We start from the raw sequence: 17,796 nt of genomic DNA on the forward strand, positions 1-17,796 counted from the left end.
GGGTACGCCCGTGCTGTTCTCGGCCCTGCGTCCGGGCAACCTTCGGCTGCGGGGGTGCATTCCCGGTCCCGGGGGGTGGGTCCTAGGCGGAGGCGGGTGCCACCTCGCGCGGCTTGAGGTCGGCGTTCTCCAGTACGTCGCGCAGGTGCTTCTCGGCGACGGGCAGGACGTCGGCGATGGTGAGGTCGCGGCCCAGCTCGTGGGCGAGGGAGGTCACACCGGCGTCGCGGATGCCGCACGGGATGATCTTGTCGAAGTTGGACGTGTCCGGGTTCACGTTGAGCGCGAAGCCGTGCATCGTGATGCCCTTGGCGACGCGGACGCCCAGCGCGCAGATCTTGCGGTCCTCGCGCCGCTGGCCCGCGTTGGAGGGGGCGTACTCGGGGCCGTCGAGGCGCGGGTCGAACTCGTCGTCCGTCAGTCGCGGGTCGAAGTCCAGCGACAGGCCTCCCGCCCGTCGCCCACCACCCTCAACCGAAGCGCTGCGCGCAGCCCCTTCATCTCGGGCGGGGCGCTGCGCCACCGGGTCGCCGAGGACCCAGACGCCCGCACGGCCCTCCACCCGGCTCGTCTCGACGCCGAACTCCGCGCAGACGCGGATCATCGCCTCCTCCAGGCGGCGCAGATGTGCGACGACGTCCACCGGCCGGGGCAGCTTCTGGATCGGGTAGCCCACGAGCTGGCCGGGGCCGTGCCAGGTGATCTTGCCGCCGCGGTCCACGTCGATCACGGGAGTGCCGTCCAGGGGGCGCTCGTTGTCCGCCGTGCGCCGGCCCGCGGTGTAGACCGGCGGGTGCTCCAGGAGCAGGCAGGTGTCGGGGATCTCGTCGAGGAAGCGGGCGGCGTGCACCCGGCGCTGCTCGTCCCAGGCCAGCTGGTAGTCGACGTACCCCACGGACTGTGCGGACCCGTCGGGTATGCCCGACCCGGCACCGAACCCCATCCGCACGAACCGCAGCTCACTCACGGCCAACGCCTCCCTCAAGACAGCTCCGCGAACCCGAACCGCGAGGCCCGCCCGATGCGCGCGACCGGCTCGTCAGGCGTGAAGAACGCCCACGCCACTGTACGTCCGGCCGGAGTCCGCCGGTGCCCCGTCAGCTTCGGGGCAATCCTCACACGATCGGATGAATAGACGTCGAAATGTGCGATCGGGTACTTACAGACCGCTACATTCGCGCCGTTCACGAGGCCATAAGGGCTGCTCACAGGCAATCCGGACACCTGTGCCCGGAAGGCAGGAGACCGCACCGCAGATGACGGAACGACCCGCGCAGCGCACGCCCAACCGTCAGCTCGCCGCGCTCATCACAGAAGCGGGCTTTTCCAACGCGGGGCTGGCCCGTCGCGTGGACCAGCTAGGGCTGGAACACGGACTCGACCTCAGATACGACAAGACATCGGTCACCCGCTGGCTGCGCGGCCAGCAGCCCAGGGGCACCACCCCCGCACTGATCGCCGAGGTCTTCACCCGCCGCCTCGGCCGCCGCCTGACCGCGCAGGACCTGGGACTCGACGCCTGCGCCCCCGTGTACGCGGGCCTGGAGTTCGCGGCCAGCTCCGAGGAGGCCGTCGACATCGTCAGCGGCCTGTGGCGCAAGGACTCCGGCAGCCACGCCGAACTGCGCAAGATCGCCTTCACCCCGGCGGGCCTCGTCGTGCCCAGCCGGGACTGGCTCATCGGACGCGCCGACGACCACGTGGGCCGCGGCGACCCGGCCGCGCTCCGGATCCCCGTGCAGCAGCGCCCCGGCGCCCGGGTGCCGGGACCCGCCGAGCCGGGCGGCGTCCCGCTGCCCCGCCAGCGCGGCCGCACCGAGCGCGGTCCGGGGCAGAAGGTCACCGCGGGCGACATCGCCGCCCTGCGCTCCGTCGGCGAGCTCTTCCGGACCCTCGACCACGCCTACGGCGGCGGCCACGCCCGCCAGGCCCTGGTGCGCTACCTGGAGCACGAGGCCGAGCCGATGCTGCGCGGCACCTACGGCGAGAAGACCGGCCGCAGGCTGTTCGCCGCCGCCTCCGACCTCACCCGGCTGGCCGGCTGGACCTCGTACGACATCGCCGCGCACGGACTCGCGCAGCGGTACTTCGTGCAGGCGCTGCGGCTGGCCCAGGCGGCCGGCGACCGGGCCTACGGGTCGTACGTGCTGGTGACCATGAGCCGGCAGGCGATCTACCTGGGCCACGGGCGGGAGGCCGTGCAACTGGCCCGGGTAGCGCAGCAGGGCGTCGGCGGCTCCGCGCCGCCCGTCATGCAGGCGCTGCTGCACGCCGTCGAGGCACGCGGACACGGCGTGCTGGGCGAGGTCAGGGCCTGCACCGCCTCTCTCGTACGGGCCGAGCGCGCCCTGGAGGCCGCCAGGACCGCCGACGAGGTCCCGTACTGGGCGCGGTTCTTCGACGAGGCGCAGCTCGCCGACGAGTTCGGTCACTGCCACCGCGACCTCCAGCAGTACCGGGCCGCTGTCCAGCACGCCGAGCGTTCGCTGCAACTGCGCGCGCAGGGCTTCGCGCGCAGCAGGCTCTTCTGCCGGGTCGTGCTCGCCACGGCCAGGCTCGGCCTCGGCGAGCTGGACCAGGCGTGCCAGCTCGGCGCGGAGGCCGCGGGACAGGCCGCGGAGATGCGGTCGGTACGGGCCCTGGAGTATGTACGCGACTTCGAGCGCCGGCTCGAGCCGTACCGGGACGCCGCTCCCGTACGGGGCTACCGGGACCGGGTCGCCCCGCTGGCCTGAGGGGCGCTCAGGCCGCGGTCCTGAGCGCCCCCGCCGGAGTCGCCGGGCGGACGCCGAGGTCGTCGAGGAGGGCGTGGGCGGCCCGGCGCCCCGAGTGCAGGGCGCCCTGGACCGTGCTGGTGTCGCGGTGCTCGCCGCACACGTACAGGCCCGAAAGGAGCCGCACCGGGCGGCGCGGGTCGTGCGGCGGCGGCATCGCGGGCACCGCCTCGGGGTCGTGATGGACGGCGAGCAGTTCCCAGCGGGCGGTCGAGGTGCGGTACAGACGGGCGAGCTGGGCCCGGACGGTGGCGTCCAGGTGGGCGGTGGCCGGTGCGGGGTCGAGCACCCAGGAGGTGATCAGGGCGCGCCCGGCCGGCGCCCGGCTCGGGTCGACCCGGCTGATCACCGTCGTGTGCGTCACCGGGCCGCTCCGGTCGGCGTCCAGGACCAGCGCGGGCTCCAGGAGCGGCGGCCGGTCGGTCGTGTGGTGCAGCACCGTGACCGGGTGGAAGGCGGGGACGCGCAGCCCCGGCAGCAGTTCGGCGGCGGCGCGGGCACCGGTCGCCAGGACCACGGCGCGGCAGCCGAGTCCGCCGTGGTCGCGGGTGGTCACGGAGGTGGTGGACACCGAGGTGACCCGGACGCCGGTGCGCACCGTGCCGGGCGGCAGACCGGCCGCGAGCAGCTCGGGCAGGGCCTCGGAGCCCCCCTCGGGGACGCACAGCCGGCCCGTCAGGAAGGAGTGCAGGGCCAGGTCCGCGCAGCGGCTGGAGGTGGTCAGCGGCGGCGCGCACAGCAGGGCGGTGAGCAGTGGGCGCAGGAAGCCGTCGATCGTCCGGGAGGGGAGGCCGCGGGCGGCCAGCGCCCGGACGGCGGAGAGTTCGGGCCGGACGGGCGGGGCGTCGGGGCCGGTGGCCGCGAGCCGCGCCAGGGCCGCGTACAGCCGGGCCTGGTCGACCGGGCGGCCGAGCGGACCCGGACGGGCGCCGGACGACCCGGCACGCGGGCCCTGGGGCCGCGGCAGCCGGGGGGCGCTCGCGAGGGCGCGCGCAACAGTCAGTGCGCCCCTTGCGCTCCGGGGAACGGCCGGAACGGCGGCCCGGTGGGTCAGACCGTCGCTGTGCAGCAGGACGTCCGGGGAGAACGGCCGCAGAGCCAGCCCCTTCAGGCCCGGCGTGCGGCGCAGTTCGGGGAACGAGGTGCACAGCAGCCGTCCGACACGGTCGAGCCGGAAGCCGTCCACCTTCTCCGTAGCCATGCCTCCACCGGCGTACGGACCGGCCTCCAGGACCACGGTACTGAGACCTGCCCTGGTCAACTGGTCGGCGACCGCGAGACCGGCGACTCCGGCCCCCACGACGACGACGTCCACGTCCTGCGAGATCCCCGCCCCGCGTGCCGGCTCTAGCACGTGCACCTCCTGGAGGTCGCGCGACTGTGGGGACTTGATGCCCCAACAGATTTACGGGATAACCGAGTTGGCTTCGAGGCTAGATCGCCGCACAGAACCGGCAAGGCGCACGGAGCCCTCGCACGGTCGCATGGGGGTGGCACGGAATGCCGTCCGGCAGCGGTTACGGGGGTACGGCCCCGGAGCCGCCTACGGAACCCGGAGCGAAGCGGACCGGGCCCCGCGGATTCGCTGGCACTCGCGGACTCCCCGCCGAGGCGGAAGCGCCGGCGCTGCCCAGCGAAACGACGACACCGCGCCCGTATGGATCGATCCGCACCCCGTACGGCCCGCAGCCGCCATCCGGCGGGAGGGGCCGTGCCGGTGCATCACATGCCCGTCGAGACGTGGTCACACCCGGGTTCAGCACCTACCGACAAGGCCGAGTGCCCGACCACCGACGGGCGGATGCACCGGCACGGCCCCGCGCCCCCACCTGCCGTCGGCGCTCCGGCACCCCAGGTCGCCCCGGCCCACGGCATGCCGCCCGAAAGTCAGCGCAGCGCCGAACGCAGAGCCGAGTCGATGCCGGGAAACGCGAACGTGAACCCCGAGGCGAGCAGCCGGCGGGGCAGCACGCGCTGACTGCCCAGGATGTCACCGGCCATGTCACCGAGGGCCGCCCGCAGCACCGGCGCCGGGGCGGGAAAGAGGGCGGGCCGGTGCAGCACCCGCCGCATCGCGGCCGTGACCTCGGCATTGGTCAGCGGCTCGGGCGCCGTCAGATTGACCGGCCCCGACAGCGACCCGGTGTCGATGAGATGCCGCAGCGCGGCCACCTCATCGTGCAGCGCGATAAAGCTCCAGTACTGCCGACCACTACCGAGCCGCCCCCCGAGCCCCGCCTTGAACAGCGGAAACAGCTTCCCCCACGCACCACCGCCCCGAGCCACCACCAGCCCCGTACGGGCGAACACCGTCCGGACACCGGCCTCCTGCGCGGCCGCGGTCGCCTCCTCCCACTCCACGCACACCGACGGCAGGAACCCGTCGCCGGGCGGCGCCGTCTCGTCCACCGCGCGGTCCCCCGTCTCGCCGTAGAACCCGATCGCGCTGCTGTTCACGAAGACGCGCGGCGGCACGTCGAGGGCGGCCACCGCCTCGGCCAGGGTGGCCGTACCGAGCACCCGGCTGTCGCGGATCCGCCGCTTGTACGCGTCCGTCCAGCGCCGGGAGGCGATCCCGGCACCCGCGAGATTGACCACCGCCGCGCACCCGATCAGCCCGGCCGCGTCGATCCGCTCCGCCTCCGGATCCCAGCGCACCTCGCGATCGTCGCGGGGCGCCCGGCGCACCAGACGCACCACCTCGTGGCCGTCCGCGGTCAGGGAGTCCGCCAGCGCGGAGCCGATCAGGCCGGACGCACCGGCGATCACGACACGGGAACCGGGGGGAAGCGGTGAGTCGTTCATGGGCCCATCCTGTCGCGTCGGCCGGTGGAACGCCGGTCAGGGCGGGGCATTTCCGCCGTACAGTTGCGCGCATGCCCACCGTGCACATACGTCACGCGACCCTCGCCGACGAGGAGGCGCTCGGCCGGCTCGACCGGGAGACCTGGTCCCCGGTGCACGCCGTCCAGCCGCGCCCGCAGCCGCCGTACGGGCCCTTCTTCGACGAGCGGCGCGGGCCGCGGCAGCATCTGGTCGCCGAGCTCGTCGACGACGCCGCTGCCGTCGACGGCGCCGTCGATCGGGCCACCGTCGTCGGCTACGTCCGGCTGGGCTTCGCCACCCCGCTCGCCGCCAACTCCCACGTGCGCCAGATCCAGGGGCTCGCCGTCGCCGAGCGGGCCCGCGGCGCCGGGGTCGGGCGGGCGCTGCTGCGCGCGGCCTGCGCGGAGGCGAAGGCCCTCGGGGCGCGCCGCATCACCCTGCGCGTCCTCGGCCACAACACCCCGGCCCGCAAGCTGTACGAGTCCGAGGGCTTCGTGGTGGAGGGCGTGCTGCCGGGGGAGATGCTGATCGAGGGGGAGTACGTCGACGACGTATTGATGGGCCGCGAACTCTGAGTCGGCGTCGGCGCCGGAACGCGCGTCGGCGACCGGCGTCGGTATCGGAACACGCGTTGGCGCCCGGCGTCGGAACGTGTTCAGGCGTCAGGACGTGACCAGATCACCCGTGTCGACCGGCGCCGTAGCCTTCGCGGCGCGTTCGGCGTCGCCCGCGACCTCGTCGGCCGTCAGCACGTACCCCGTCTCGTCGTCAGAGGTGGAGCGGGCGAAGACGACGCCGTAGACCCGGCCGTCGGTGGTGAGCAGCGGGCCGCCCGAGTTGCCGGGGCGGACGGTGGAGCGGACCGAGTAGATCTCCCGGGTGACGGGGCCGGTGTTGTAGATGTTCGAGCCGCGGGCGTCGAGCCGGGAGGCGACGGTCGCCGCCTGGAGGTCGAGGCCGCCGTCCTGCGGATAGCCCGCGACGACGGCCGAATCGCCCCGGGCGGCGGTGTCGTCGAAGCGCAGCACCGGCGCCTTGAGCTCCGGTACGTACAGCACGGCGACGTCCTTGTCCGGGTCGAACAGCACGACCGTCGCCTCGTACGCCGCGCCGACGCCGCCGACCCGGACGGTGGGCTCGTCTATGCCCGCCACCACGTGGGCGTTGGTCATCACGTGCCGCGCCGCGAAGACGAAGCCGCTGCCCTCGCGGCCCTGGTCGCCCGCGGCGCCCTCGACCTTCACGGTGCTCAGCTTGGCCGCGTTCGTGGCGCTCGCCGTGACGCTGTCGCCGGAGGGCTTGGCGACACCGGCCGCCGGCTCGTTCTCGAACGGGTTGAAGACCTGGGGGAAGCCCGCCTCGGCGAGGGCCGACGTGGCGCGTGAGAACCACGAGGGCGTGGTGTCCGGCATCGCGTCCTGCACGGTGCCGAGCAGCACGGAGTTGCGGATCGACTGGGTCACCACGGCGGAGGACGAGGCACCGAGGACGCTCGCGGCCACCCAGGCCACGAGCAGCACGGCCACGCCGTTCGCCGCCGCGCCGCCGATTCCGTCGGCCACGCGGAGGGGGCCGCGGTCCAGCTCGCGGCGGAGCTTCAGGGCCAGCCGTCCCGTCAGCTCCTGGCCCACGACGGCGGGCAGCAGCACGGTCAGCACCGCGGCCACCGTCGCCGCCGCTGTGCCCGCGTCGACCAGGTCCATCACCCACGGCAGGAGCCAGACGCCGATCACGGCTCCGCCCACGAAACCGGCCAGCGAGACACAGCCGGCGACCAGGCCCCGGCGGTAGCCGGACGCGGCGTAGGCCAGGATCACCAGCAACAGCAGGATGTCGAGCAGGTCCACTCCGGCCGCCTTTCTCTCAGTGCCCCTTAGTACGCGCGGGGCGGGTCCGGTGATCAGGCACGCGCGCGTACGCCTCGTCATCGGGCACGCGTGCGTGGACCTGCGTGGACCTGCCTGGACCTGTTAAAACGTCCCGGACCGGGACGATGGTTCCACCGGGTGGCACAGCACACATCGCGGACCGGCCCGATGCGGGTGAGGGTGAGGGCGAGGACATGCGTGCCTTCTCCGGAGCGCGCGGGGAGACGGATCTGCGGGAGACGGATGCGCGGGAAACGAATACCGGGGGCGGTGCGGCGGTGGCTGACGGCCCGCTCGCGCCCCGAGACGCAGCGTCCGCCCGAGACGTGCTCGGGTGCCGAGACGCTGCGGTCGCCCGAGACGTGCTCGCGCCCCGAGACGCAGCAGTCACCCGAGACGCGCTCGGGTTCCGTGGGACAGCGACCGTCCGCAGCGCGCGCATCGTCCGTGGGGCAGCGGGCATCGGTGGTGCGCTCGGGGTCCGTGGCGCGGTGGTGGGCGGCGCGGTTGCTGGCCGGGGCGCGCGCAGCGCACCTTGCGCGTGCCGCACGCCCGCCGGATCCCGGCGATGCGCCGAGCACGCGTGTTTCCCGGTACACGGCGCGACTCCGGACCCGGCTTCGTCCGTCCCGGCTCGCACCCGCACCTCCGACCCGGCCTTCGGCCCAGCCCCCGACTCGGCTCGCACCCAAGCCTTCGGCCTGGCCGCCGGCCCAGCCTTCGGTCCAGCCTTCGGCCCAGGCTCCGACCCGGCCTTCGGCCCGGCCTTCGGTCCAACCTTCGGCCCAGGCTCCGACCCGGCCTTCGGCCCAGCCTTCGGTCCAACCTTCGGCCCAGGCTCCGACCCGGCCTTCGGCCCAGCCTTCGGCCCAGGCTCCGACCCGGCCTTTGGTCCAACCTCCGACCCGGCTTTCGGCCCGGCGTCCGCCGCGGCCTTCGGCACCGCCTCCGGCACGGCCCGCGGCCGGACCGTCGCCTCGGCTGTGGGTCCGGTTTCTCCCGGCACGGCTCGCGGCTCGGCTTCTCCCCGCGCGTCTCGCGTCCCGGCCTCCGGCACCTCCCGCTCCCCGGCCGTCAGCCCAGCCTCTCCCGGCCCGGTGCTCGGCCAGGCCGTCCGTCCGGCTTCTCCGCAAACGGTGCGCGTCCCGGCCCTCGCCCCGGTCCCCCGCGCGGGCAGCGGGGATTTCCGGTGGCTGGTGGGTCGCGCTCGCCTGCGTGCCCGGGATGGTCGTCGTCGTGGTGCTGGTCCTAGGGGCCGGCGGCGGTTCCGGGGACCGTGGCGGGCGGCCGGCGACGGCGCGGGCCGCGGGGCAGCACCGGGCCCCCGAGCCGCCCGTCGTGCCACGCTCGCGGTGGATCGACGACCGCGCCCACGAACAGCCGCCCCCGCGCTACGACGACCGCGTCACCGCGGTCTTCGTGCACCACACCGACTCCCCGAACACGTACGACTGCGCCGACTCGCCCCGTATCATCCGCGACCTGTACGCCGGGCAGATCGGCGCCCGCGAGTGGGACGACATCGGCTACAACTTCCTGGTCGACCGCTGCGGCACGATCTTCGAGGGCCGGGCGGGCGGCGTCGGCCGGCCCGTCACCGGCGCCCACACCCAGGGCTTCAACCACCGCACCGCCGGCATCGCGGCCATCGGCACCTTCACCGCGGGCACGCCGGTGCCGTCGGCGATGACCGACGCCATCGCCGCGCTCGCCGCGTGGAAGCTCGGCCTCTCGGACATCGACCCGCGTACCCGGGTGCCCCTCGTCTCCAGCAACGACCTCAGCCGCTACCGGGCCGGCAGCACCGCCCGGCTGCCCGCGCTCGCCGGTCACAACGCGGGCTTCATGACCAGTTGCCCGGGCGCCGCCCTGACGGCCCGGCTGCCCGCCATGCGCGAACGGGCGGCGCGGTTGCAGGGGCGCGATGGCTGAGTGCACCCCTGGTGGGTCCACAGAAAGGTCACAGTCCGCCCAAGGGGTCCTCATCGCCGCGCTTCCTAACCTCGTCGTACAGCCGACTGGAGGTGGGGAAGATGAGCAGCAGTCGTACGAAGCGGACCGTCCGGTGGAGCCGGGCCCTGCGCAGTCCGTGGACCGTGGCCTGCGCGGTGGTGACGGTCGTGGTCGGTCCGGCCGCCGTCACGGCGTCCGCGCTGGACCGCGCTAACGCGGCACCGCCGCTGCATGCGCCGGCCGACCGGGGTGGATCGTCGGCCGACCAGGGCGGATTGTCGGCCGACCGAGGCGGATCGTCGGCCGACCGGGACCGACCGGGCCCCCGGGGGCTGCCGGCCTCCGACGCGTATCTCGCGACAGCGGCGTCCGTACGGGAAGTGCGGCGCCAACGCTGAGTGCGGGCGGGGCGCGGGCAGCAGGGGGTATCAGTCCCTGAAGCGTTCCCACAGCCGTGGGTACCGCTCGGCGAGCACGGCGTCGTTCTCGAAGTCGAGCGGGGTGCCCTCGGGTTCGGGCGGGGCGGGCGGGATTCCCAGGTCGGGGGCGACGACGCCGGTGAGCTGCTCGTACGCCTCGTCGGCCGCGTAGCCGAGCTCCTCGCCGTCCCCGTCGATCTCCTCGTCGAAGTCGTCCAGGAGGCCGGCGAGCGAGTCCGGGTCGTGCAGGGCGCCCTCGAACACCTCGCGGCCCTGGCCGATCAGCCAGCACCGGAAGAAGTCGAAGGCGTCGTCGCTCGCGCCGTCGAGCAGCATCCACGCGGCGCCCCACAGGTCCCAGCGGTAGGCGCGGTTGTAGCGGGACTCGAAATGCCGGGCGAAGTCCAGGACCGAGTCCGGGTCCAGTTGGAGGAGCCGCTCGACGAGAAGGTCGGCCTGTTCCTCGGGGTCGCCCTCGGCGGCCTCGCGGGTGGCGTCCACCAGCTCCCAGAACTCCGTCTCGTCCATCACGGGTCAAGCATCGGGCCTCGCGGAGGGGGACGCACGCGGAGTGCCGCAGATTGTTGTGCGCGCCCGCGCGACGAGGGGAAACCGCAGGTGGGGGTGGTGCCAGTCGCGACATCGGTGCCCATCCCGTCGCCACCGTCCGGCCGAAAGCAGCCCACCCTTGGCGCTATCCGAGCGTTCGCCCGCCGCCCTCACACGCCGAGGCGCACGCCGGTACCGCGAACCGGGCGCACGGTGACCTTCGCCGGGGAGGCGACCGCGTTGGGCGCCCGGCTGTCCGTCGCGGGCGCCCGGCGGTCCGTCGCGGGCGTCTGGCGGTCCGTCGTGGTGCCTGGCTCGGACGTGGGGCGGGGCCGCGCCGGTACATCCGCCCGTCGCTTGCGCGGTCGCCCGACTCGGTGACCAAGGTGCCCTCTCGGTACGACCACGCAAGCGACGGGCATGTGATGTACCGGCACGGCCCCTCCCGTGCGTACGCGGCTGCGGGTGGTGGGGGTGCGAGGTGCGGGCAGTCCCGTCGTGCGCCCGGCGGCCATGCGCGGGGCGGACCTCAGTGGTACAGCGCCGCCAGCCTTGCCGCGTCTGCTGCGAAGCGGGTGCGGAGGGTGGGCGGGTGGAGGACTTCCGCCTCCGGGCCGAGGGCCGTGAGCTGGGTGTGGGCCACGTCCTCGGACTCCACGGGCAGGGTGAGCGTGACACGGCCCCCCTCGTCCGGCTCGCCGCAGGCGTCCAGCGCCTCGCGGGCCGCTGCCGGATCGACGGCGTACGGCAGCCGTCGTACGCCCTCCGCGGTGAGCCGTACGGTGACCGTCGCCCGGAGGATGGAGCGGGCGAACTCCGCGGACCGGGCCGCCCAGAAGTCCGGCAGGTCGAAGTCCTCGTTACGGTCGAAGCCCTCCTCGGTGGCGGTCACCGACGTGAACCTGTCGATCCGGTACACCCGGAAAGACTCCGACACGGGCTCCCGGGCGCACAGGTACCACACGCCCGCCTTCAGCACGAGCCCGTACGGTTCGAGGGTCCGTTCCACCTCTTCCTCGCCGCGGCGGTAGCGGCTGTCGATCCGGTGGTCGTCCCAGACCGCCTCGGCCACCGCGGGCAGCAGCTCCGGGGTTCCGGGCTCCGCGAACCACGCGGGCGCGTCCAGGTGGAAGCGCTGCGCCGCCGTGCGCGGGGCGTCCCGCAGGGCGGGCAGCAGTGCGGCCGAGACCTTGAGGCGGGCCGCCGACGCCGTGTCCCCGAGCCCCATCTCGCGCAGCGGGCCCGGCACCCCGGACAGGAACAGCGCCTCCGCCTCCCCGCGCGCCAGGCCCGTGAGCCGGGTGCGGTAGCCGCCGATCAGCCGGTAGCCGCCCGCCCGGCCCCGGTCCGCGTACACCGGGATGCCGGCCTCGGAAAGCGCCTGCGCGTCCCGGGTCACCGTCCGCTCGGACACCTCAAGGTCCCGAGCCAGCTCGGCTCCGGTCATCGACGGCCGGGACTGGAGCAGCAGCACCATCTTGATCAGGCGGGCAGCGCGCATACCGACATCATGCGGGGTACGGGGAGGGGACAGGCGTGCGGGTACGGCCGAGGGGCCGGACATCCCTTCGGATGTCCGGCCCCTCGGGACCAGGAGACCTACAGGCCGTAGCGTTCGCGCGCCTCCTTCACGGCCGTCGCCTTGACCTCGCCGCGGCGGGCGAGCTGGGCCAGCGCCGCTACGACGATCGACTGGGCGTCCACGCCGAAGTGGCGGCGGGCCGCCTCGCGGGTGTCGGAGAGGCCGAAGCCGTCCGCGCCCAGCGAGGACCAGTCCTGCTCGACCCACTGCGCGATCTGGTCCGGGACCTGGCGCATGTAGTCGGAGACCGCGAGGACCGGGCCCTCGGCGCCCTGGAGCGCACGGCGTACGAACGGCACCCGCTCCTCGCCGCGCAGCAGCGCCTCGTCGGCCTCCAGCGCGTCGCGCCGCAGCTCGGTCCAGGAGGTCGCGGACCATACGTCGGCGGCCACGCCCCACTCCTCGGCGAGCAGCTTCTGGGCGTCGAGCGTCCAGTGGATCGCCGTGCCGGAGCCCAGGAGCTGGATGCGCGGGGCGTTCGCCGGCGTGGTCAGGCCCGCCGTCTCCGCCGTGTTGAAGCGGTACAGGCCCTTGACGATGCCCTCGTCGATGCCGGGGGCGGCCGGCTTCGCGGGCTGCGGCAGCGGCTCGTTGTAGACCGTCAGGTAGTAGAAGACGTTCTGGTCCTCGCCCGGGGCCGCCTCGCCGTACATCCGGCGCAGACCGTCCTTGACGATCGCCGCTACCTCGTAGGCGAACGCCGGGTCGTACGACAGCGCCGCCGGGTTGGTCGCCGCGATGACGGGGGAGTGGCCGTCGGCGTGCTGGAGGCCCTCGCCGGTCAGCGTGGTGCGGCCCGCCGTGGCGCCGACCAGGAAGCCGCGGCCGAGCTGGTCACCGAGCTGCCACATCTGGTCGGCCGTGCGCTGCCAGCCGAACATCGAGTAGAAGATGTAGAACGGGATCATCGCCTCGCCGTGCGTCGCGTACGCGGTCGACGCGGCGATGAAGTCGGCCATGGAACCGGCCTCGGTGATCCCCTCGTTGAGGATCTGGCCGTCCTTGGCCTCCTTGTAGTACATCAGCTGGTCGCGGTCGACCGGCTCGTACGTCTGGCCCTTGGGCGAGTAGATGCCGAGGGAGGGGAACAGCGACTCCATGCCGAAGGTGCGGGCCTCGTCGGGGACGATCGGGACCCAGCGCCTGCCTGACTGCTTGTCGCGGACCAGGTCCTTGACCAGCCGGACGAAGGCCATGGTCGTCGCCACGTTCTGCGAGCCGGAGCCCTTGTCGAAGGCGGCGAACGCCTTGTCGGCGGGGGCGGGCAGCGGCGCGAGGGCGTGCGTGCGGCGGGCCGGGGCCGGGCCGCCGAGGGCCGCGCGGCGCTCCTGGAGGTAGCGGACCTCGGGGGAGTCGGCGCCCGGGTGGCCGTAGGGCACCTGGCCGTCGGCGAAGGCGCTGTCCGCGATGGGCAGCTCCAGGAGGTCGCGCATCTCCTTGAACTCGTCCACCGTCAGCTTCTTCATCTGGTGGTTGGCGTTCTTGGAGGCGAAGCCCTTGCCGAGGGTGTGGCCCTTGACCGTCTGGGCGAGGATGACGGTCGGCGCGCCCTTGTGCGCCAGGGCCGCCTTGTACGCCGCGTGAACCTTGCGGGCCTCGTGGCCGCCGCGCGAGAAGTGGAAACACTCCAGGATCTTGTCGTCGCTCAGCAGCTTCGCCAGCTCGGCGAGCGCCGGGTCGGCGCCGAAGAAGTCCTGGCGGATGTAGGCGGCGTCACGGGTCTGGTACGTCTGCACCTGCGCGTCCGGGACCTCGCGGAGACGGCGGACCAGCGCGCCCGTGGTGTCGAGCTGGAACAGCTCGTCCCACGCGGTGCCCCACAGCGTCTTGACGACGTTCCAGCCGGCGCCGCGGAACTGGGCCTCCAGCTCCTGCACGATCTTGAAGTTGGCGCGGACCGGGCCGTCGAGGCGCTGGAGGTTGCAGTTGATGACGAAGGTCAGGTTGTCCAGGCCCTCGCGGGAGGCGAGCGCGAGTGCCGCCGTCGACTCGGGCTCGTCCATCTCGCCGTCGCCGAGGAACGCCCACACGTGGGACTGCGAGACGTCCTTGATGCCGCGGCTGGTCAGGTAGCGGTTGAAGCGCGCCTGATAGATGGCGGAGAGGGGACCGAGGCCCATGGAGACCGTCGGGAACTCCCACAGCCAGGGCAGGCGGCGCGGGTGCGGGTACGACGGCAGGCCGTTGCCGCCCGCTTCCTGGCGGAAGTTGTCGAGGTGCGCCTCGGTGAGGCGGCCGTCGAGGAAGGCGCGGGCGTAGATGCCGGGGGAGGCGTGGCCCTGGATGTAGAGCTGGTCGCCGGACCCGTCACCCTCCTTGCCCTTGAAGAAGTGGTTGAAGCCCGTCTCGTAGAGCCAGGCCGCGGAGGCGAAGGTGGCGATGTGGCCGCCGACGCCGTGTTTGCTGCCCCGGGTGACCATCGCGGCCGCGTTCCAGCGGTTCCACGCGGTGATCTTCCGCTCCAGCTCCTCGTCGCCGTCCACGGTGGGCTCGGCGGCGGTCGGGATGGAGTTGACGTAGTCGGTCTCGAGCAGCTTGGGCAGCGCGAGGCCGGCGCCCTCGGCGCGCTCCAGCGTGCGGCGCATCAGGTACGCGGCACGGTGCGGCCCGGCCGCCTTGGTGACGGCGTCCAGGGAGGCCTGCCATTCGGCGGTCTCCTCCGGGTCGCGGTCCGGGAGCTGGTCGAGCGCGCTCGGCTGGATTGCGGTGGGGTCGGTCATTGCGCCGCCTTCCGGATGCGGAGGGGGGTTCCCTCGTCGGTAAGGGGTTGGGGGTGCCCTTGGTCTTTGGCAGGACAGGGCGGCGGGCCCTGGTTGGGGTCCGTCGGTGACTGTAACTCCCTGATCGATGATCGATCAAAGGGTTGAAGGCGAAAACCTCTTCAAATCGAGAAAGTCGGCACCCGGTGCCTTTCGGTCAGGCACCGGGTGCCTTGGAAATGACTGTTCCCGCGCGCGTTTGCACAGGTGGGGGCGCGTCCGAGCAAGGTCACGCTGCGTCGCCGTCAGGGCGCGGCGCGCACCCGAGCACATGCGACTTCACCAGGTCCGCGATCAGCGGATCCCGCCGCCGGAAGGCGTCCACCAGCGCCTCGTGCTCCTCGGCGTACGACTGCTGCACGGTGCCGAGCCAGCGGATGGACAGCGCCGTGAACACCTCGATGCCCAGGCCCTCCCAGGTGTGCAGCAGCACCGAGTTGCCCGCGGCGCGGACGAGTTCGCGGTGGAAGCCGACGGTGTGCCGCACCTGGGCGGTGCCGTCCGCCTTCCGGTCGGCCTCGTACAACGCGCTGACGTGCGGCTCCAGGGCCGAGCAGTCCTCGGCCAGGCGCTCGGCCGCCAGCTCCGCCGCGATGGCCTCAAGACCGGCCCGTACGGGGTAGCTCTCCTCCAGGTCCGCGGCGGACAGATTGCGCACGCGTACGCCCTTGTTGGGGGCCGACTCGATCAGCCGCAGGGACTCCAGCTCGCGCAGCGCCTCGCGGACCGGGGTCTGGCTGACCTCCAGCTCGGTGGCGATCCGCCGCTCCACGATGCGCTCGCCCGGCTGCCAGCGCCCGCTGACGATCCCCTCCACGATGTGCTCGCGGATCTGTTCGCGCAGCGAGTGGACGACGGGCGCGGTCATGGGGGCTCCTTCGCTGGGCGCGGGCGCCGGGCGGGGCCCGGTGACATCGACGTCTAGACAATAAGGCCGTGCCTGGGTGGGGGAGCGGCGCTTGGGGGCGCTTTTGCGCAGGTGAGACGAGACTTACATGTCGCACGGCGCGAGCCTTCGCGGGGGCGGCCGCCAGGGCTTCGCGGGAGGTCCGGTGCCGCGTGCGGACTCGTCGTGGCTGGTCGCGCAGTTCCTCGCGCCCCTGAAAACCGCGCAGTTCCCCGCGCCCCTGTCCACAACGTGCGGCGCCCCCGCCCGGACTTCTCCGGGCGGGGGCGCCACACGTGCACGCACGCTTGCGCGTCAGAGGCCCAGCTCGACCTCGAACTCGCCCGCCTCCAGGATCGCCTTGACCGCGGTCAGGTAGCGGGCCGCGTCGGCGCCGTCGACCTGGCGGTGGTCGTAGGAGAGGGTCAGGTAGGTCATGTCGCGGACGGCGATGACCGTACCCTCCTCCGTCTCGAGGACGGCGGGGCGCTTGACCGTGGCGCCGATGCCGAGGATCGCGACCTGGCCCGGCGGCACGATGATCGTGTCGAAGAGCGCACCGCGCGAACCGGTGTTGCTGATGGTGAAGGTCGCGCCGGCCAGCTCGTCCGGCGTGATCTTGTTCGCCCGGACCTTGCCGGCCAGGTCGGCCGTGGCCTTGGCGATACCGGCGATGTTGAGGTCGCCGGCGTTCTTGATGACCGGGGTCATCAGGCCCTTCTCGGAGTCCACCGCGATACCGATGTTCTCGGTGTCGAAGTAGGTGATGGTCCCCTCACCGTCGTTGATCTTCGAGTTGATCGCCGGGTGGGCCTTCAGGGCCTGGGCGGCGGCCTTCACGAAGAACGGCATCGGGGAGAGCTTGACGCCCTCGCGGGCGGCGAAGGAGTTCTTCGCCTGGGCGCGCAGCTTCATCAGCCGGGTCACGTCGACCTCGACGACCGAGGAGAGCTGGGCCTGCTCGTGCAGGGCCTTGACCATGTTGTCGCCGATGACCTTGCGGATGCGCGGCATCTTGACGGTCTGGCCGCGCAGCGGGGAAGCCTCCAGGGTGGGGGTCTTCTTCGCGGCGGGGGCGGCAGCGGCGGCCGGGGCCGGGGCGGCGGCCTTGGCGGCCTCCGCGGCGGCGGTGACGTCCTGCTTGCGGATGCGGCCGCCGACGCCGGTGCCCTTGACGCCGGCCAGGTCGACGCCGTGCTCGGCGGCGAGCTTGCGCACCAGCGGGGTCACGTAGGCGCCGTCGTCACCGGAGGTCGCGGCCGGGGCCGGGGCCTGGGCGGCGGGGGCCGGCGCGGGAGCCGGGGCGGCGGGCGCCGGCTCGGGAGCCGGGGTCTCCTGCTGCTGCGGCGCGGGAGCCGACGGAGCCTGCGGGGCCGGAGCGGCCTCGGCCGGGGCGGCGGGCGCCGCGGGGGCGGCCTGGGCCGGGGCGGGCTGCGCGGGAGCGGGCTCGGCGGCCGGGGCGGCCGGAGCCTCGGCCGGGGCGGCCGACGGAGCGGAGCCGGGCGCGCCGATGACGGCGAGCTTGGCGCCGACCTCGGCGGTCTCGTCCTCGCCGACCACGATCTCCAGGAGCACGCCGGCGGCGGGCGAGGGGATCTCGGTGTCGACCTTGTCGGTGGAGACCTCGAGCAGCGGCTCGTCCTCGGCCACCTCCTCGCCGACCTCCTTGAGCCAGCGGGTGACGGTGCCCTCGGTGACCGACTCGCCCAGCGCGGGCAGGACGACATCGGTGCCCTCGGCGGAACCGCCGCCGGAGGCGGCCTCCGCGGTCGGGGCGGGGGCGGGGGCCGGGGCCTCGGTGGACGGGGCGGCGGCCGGGGTCGGCTCGGGGGCCGGCGGGGCCACCTGCTCCTGGGCCTGCGGGGCGGACTCGGCCGCGGGCGCGGGCTCGGCGGCGGGCGCGCCCGTGCCGTCGTCGATGACGGCCAGTTCGGCGCCGACCTCGACCGTCTCGTCCTCGGCGACCTTGATGGAGGCGAGGACACCGGCGGCGGGGGAGGGGATCTCGGTGTCGACCTTGTCGGTCGACACCTCGAGCAGCGGCTCGTCGGCCTCGACGCGCTCGCCCTCGGCCTTCAGCCAGCGGGTGACAGTGCCCTCGGTGACGCTCTCACCGAGCGCCGGAAGGGTTACGGAAACCGCCATGGTTTCTGTTGCTCCTTAACGATGGGTCTCCCCTT

At 73.6% G+C, this 17,796-nt stretch carries 13 protein-coding genes; 3 read left to right on the forward strand and 10 right to left on the reverse strand.

From position 1 onward, the window contains the following. Positions 1-82: 82 nt before the first annotated feature. A complete protein-coding gene (gene lipB, locus ACFV6E_RS25500; RefSeq protein ID WP_385173875.1) occupies positions 83-967 on the reverse strand; it encodes a lipoyl(octanoyl) transferase LipB in 885 nt (294 codons plus the stop codon). A 289-nt stretch (positions 968-1,256) separates the two neighbouring features. On the opposite strand from lipB, the gene ACFV6E_RS25505 reads away from it, so the two are divergent. After that, entirely contained in the window at positions 1,257-2,735 is a 1,479-nt protein-coding gene (locus tag ACFV6E_RS25505; protein ID WP_385464867.1) for a regulator, read from the forward strand. A 7-nt stretch (positions 2,736-2,742) separates the two neighbouring features. On the opposite strand, the gene ACFV6E_RS25510 is transcribed toward ACFV6E_RS25505, so the two are convergent. Both ACFV6E_RS25510 and ACFV6E_RS25515 read right to left on the reverse strand, forming a co-directional pair. Continuing rightward, positions 2,743-4,128, reverse strand: a complete 1,386-nt coding sequence (locus tag ACFV6E_RS25510) for an NAD(P)/FAD-dependent oxidoreductase (protein WP_385464870.1) — start codon at positions 4,126-4,128, stop codon at positions 2,743-2,745. A gap of 533 nt (positions 4,129-4,661) precedes the next feature. Next, complete coding sequence (locus ACFV6E_RS25515; protein WP_385464873.1) at positions 4,662-5,579, reverse strand: TIGR01777 family oxidoreductase; 918 nt, start codon at positions 5,577-5,579, stop codon at positions 4,662-4,664. A gap of 71 nt (positions 5,580-5,650) precedes the next feature. Here ACFV6E_RS25515 and ACFV6E_RS25520 point away from each other — a divergent pair, with 71 nt between their 5' ends. After that, entirely contained in the window at positions 5,651-6,175 is a 525-nt protein-coding gene (locus ACFV6E_RS25520; protein ID WP_385173885.1) for a GNAT family N-acetyltransferase, read from the forward strand. An 87-nt stretch (positions 6,176-6,262) separates the two neighbouring features. On the opposite strand, the gene ACFV6E_RS25525 is transcribed toward ACFV6E_RS25520, so the two are convergent. Continuing rightward, positions 6,263-7,447, reverse strand: a complete 1,185-nt coding sequence (locus tag ACFV6E_RS25525) for a MarP family serine protease (RefSeq protein ID WP_385464875.1) — start codon at positions 7,445-7,447, stop codon at positions 6,263-6,265. A 1,245-nt stretch (positions 7,448-8,692) separates the two neighbouring features. Here ACFV6E_RS25525 and ACFV6E_RS25530 point away from each other — a divergent pair. Next, positions 8,693-9,400: a peptidoglycan recognition protein gene (locus ACFV6E_RS25530; protein ID WP_385173902.1), complete on the forward strand. Its 708-nt coding sequence runs from the start codon at positions 8,693-8,695 to the stop codon at positions 9,398-9,400. Positions 9,401-9,428: 28 nt separating this feature from the next. Here the strand turns inward: ACFV6E_RS25530 and ACFV6E_RS25535 are convergent, their stop codons facing one another. From ACFV6E_RS25535 to sucB, 6 genes are all read right to left on the reverse strand, one after another. After that, positions 9,429-9,611, reverse strand: coding sequence for a hypothetical protein (locus tag ACFV6E_RS25535; protein ID WP_385173891.1), 183 nt, complete (start codon positions 9,609-9,611; stop codon positions 9,429-9,431). A 238-nt stretch (positions 9,612-9,849) separates the two neighbouring features. After that, complete coding sequence (locus tag ACFV6E_RS25540; protein ID WP_385173905.1) at positions 9,850-10,368, reverse strand: DUF4240 domain-containing protein; 519 nt, start codon at positions 10,366-10,368, stop codon at positions 9,850-9,852. A gap of 550 nt (positions 10,369-10,918) precedes the next feature. Next, positions 10,919-11,890: a helix-turn-helix transcriptional regulator gene (locus ACFV6E_RS25545; RefSeq protein ID WP_385173894.1), complete on the reverse strand. Its 972-nt coding sequence runs from the start codon at positions 11,888-11,890 to the stop codon at positions 10,919-10,921. A 98-nt stretch (positions 11,891-11,988) separates the two neighbouring features. Next, complete coding sequence (gene aceE / locus ACFV6E_RS25550; RefSeq protein ID WP_385464878.1) at positions 11,989-14,691, reverse strand: pyruvate dehydrogenase (acetyl-transferring), homodimeric type; 2,703 nt, start codon at positions 14,689-14,691, stop codon at positions 11,989-11,991. A 268-nt stretch (positions 14,692-14,959) separates the two neighbouring features. Beyond that, positions 14,960-15,598 (reverse strand): GntR family transcriptional regulator, encoded by a 639-nt coding sequence (locus ACFV6E_RS25555; RefSeq protein WP_385173899.1) that lies wholly within the window; start codon positions 15,596-15,598, stop codon positions 14,960-14,962. A 333-nt stretch (positions 15,599-15,931) separates the two neighbouring features. After that, positions 15,932-17,761, reverse strand: a complete 1,830-nt coding sequence (gene sucB, locus ACFV6E_RS25560) for a 2-oxoglutarate dehydrogenase, E2 component, dihydrolipoamide succinyltransferase (protein ID WP_385464881.1) — start codon at positions 17,759-17,761, stop codon at positions 15,932-15,934. Positions 17,762-17,796: the final 35 nt, after the last annotated feature.

Origin of the sequence: Streptomyces sp. NPDC059785 (genome assembly GCF_042732375.1) — a bacterium.
Lineage (GTDB): Bacteria > Actinomycetota > Actinomycetes > Streptomycetales > Streptomycetaceae > Streptomyces.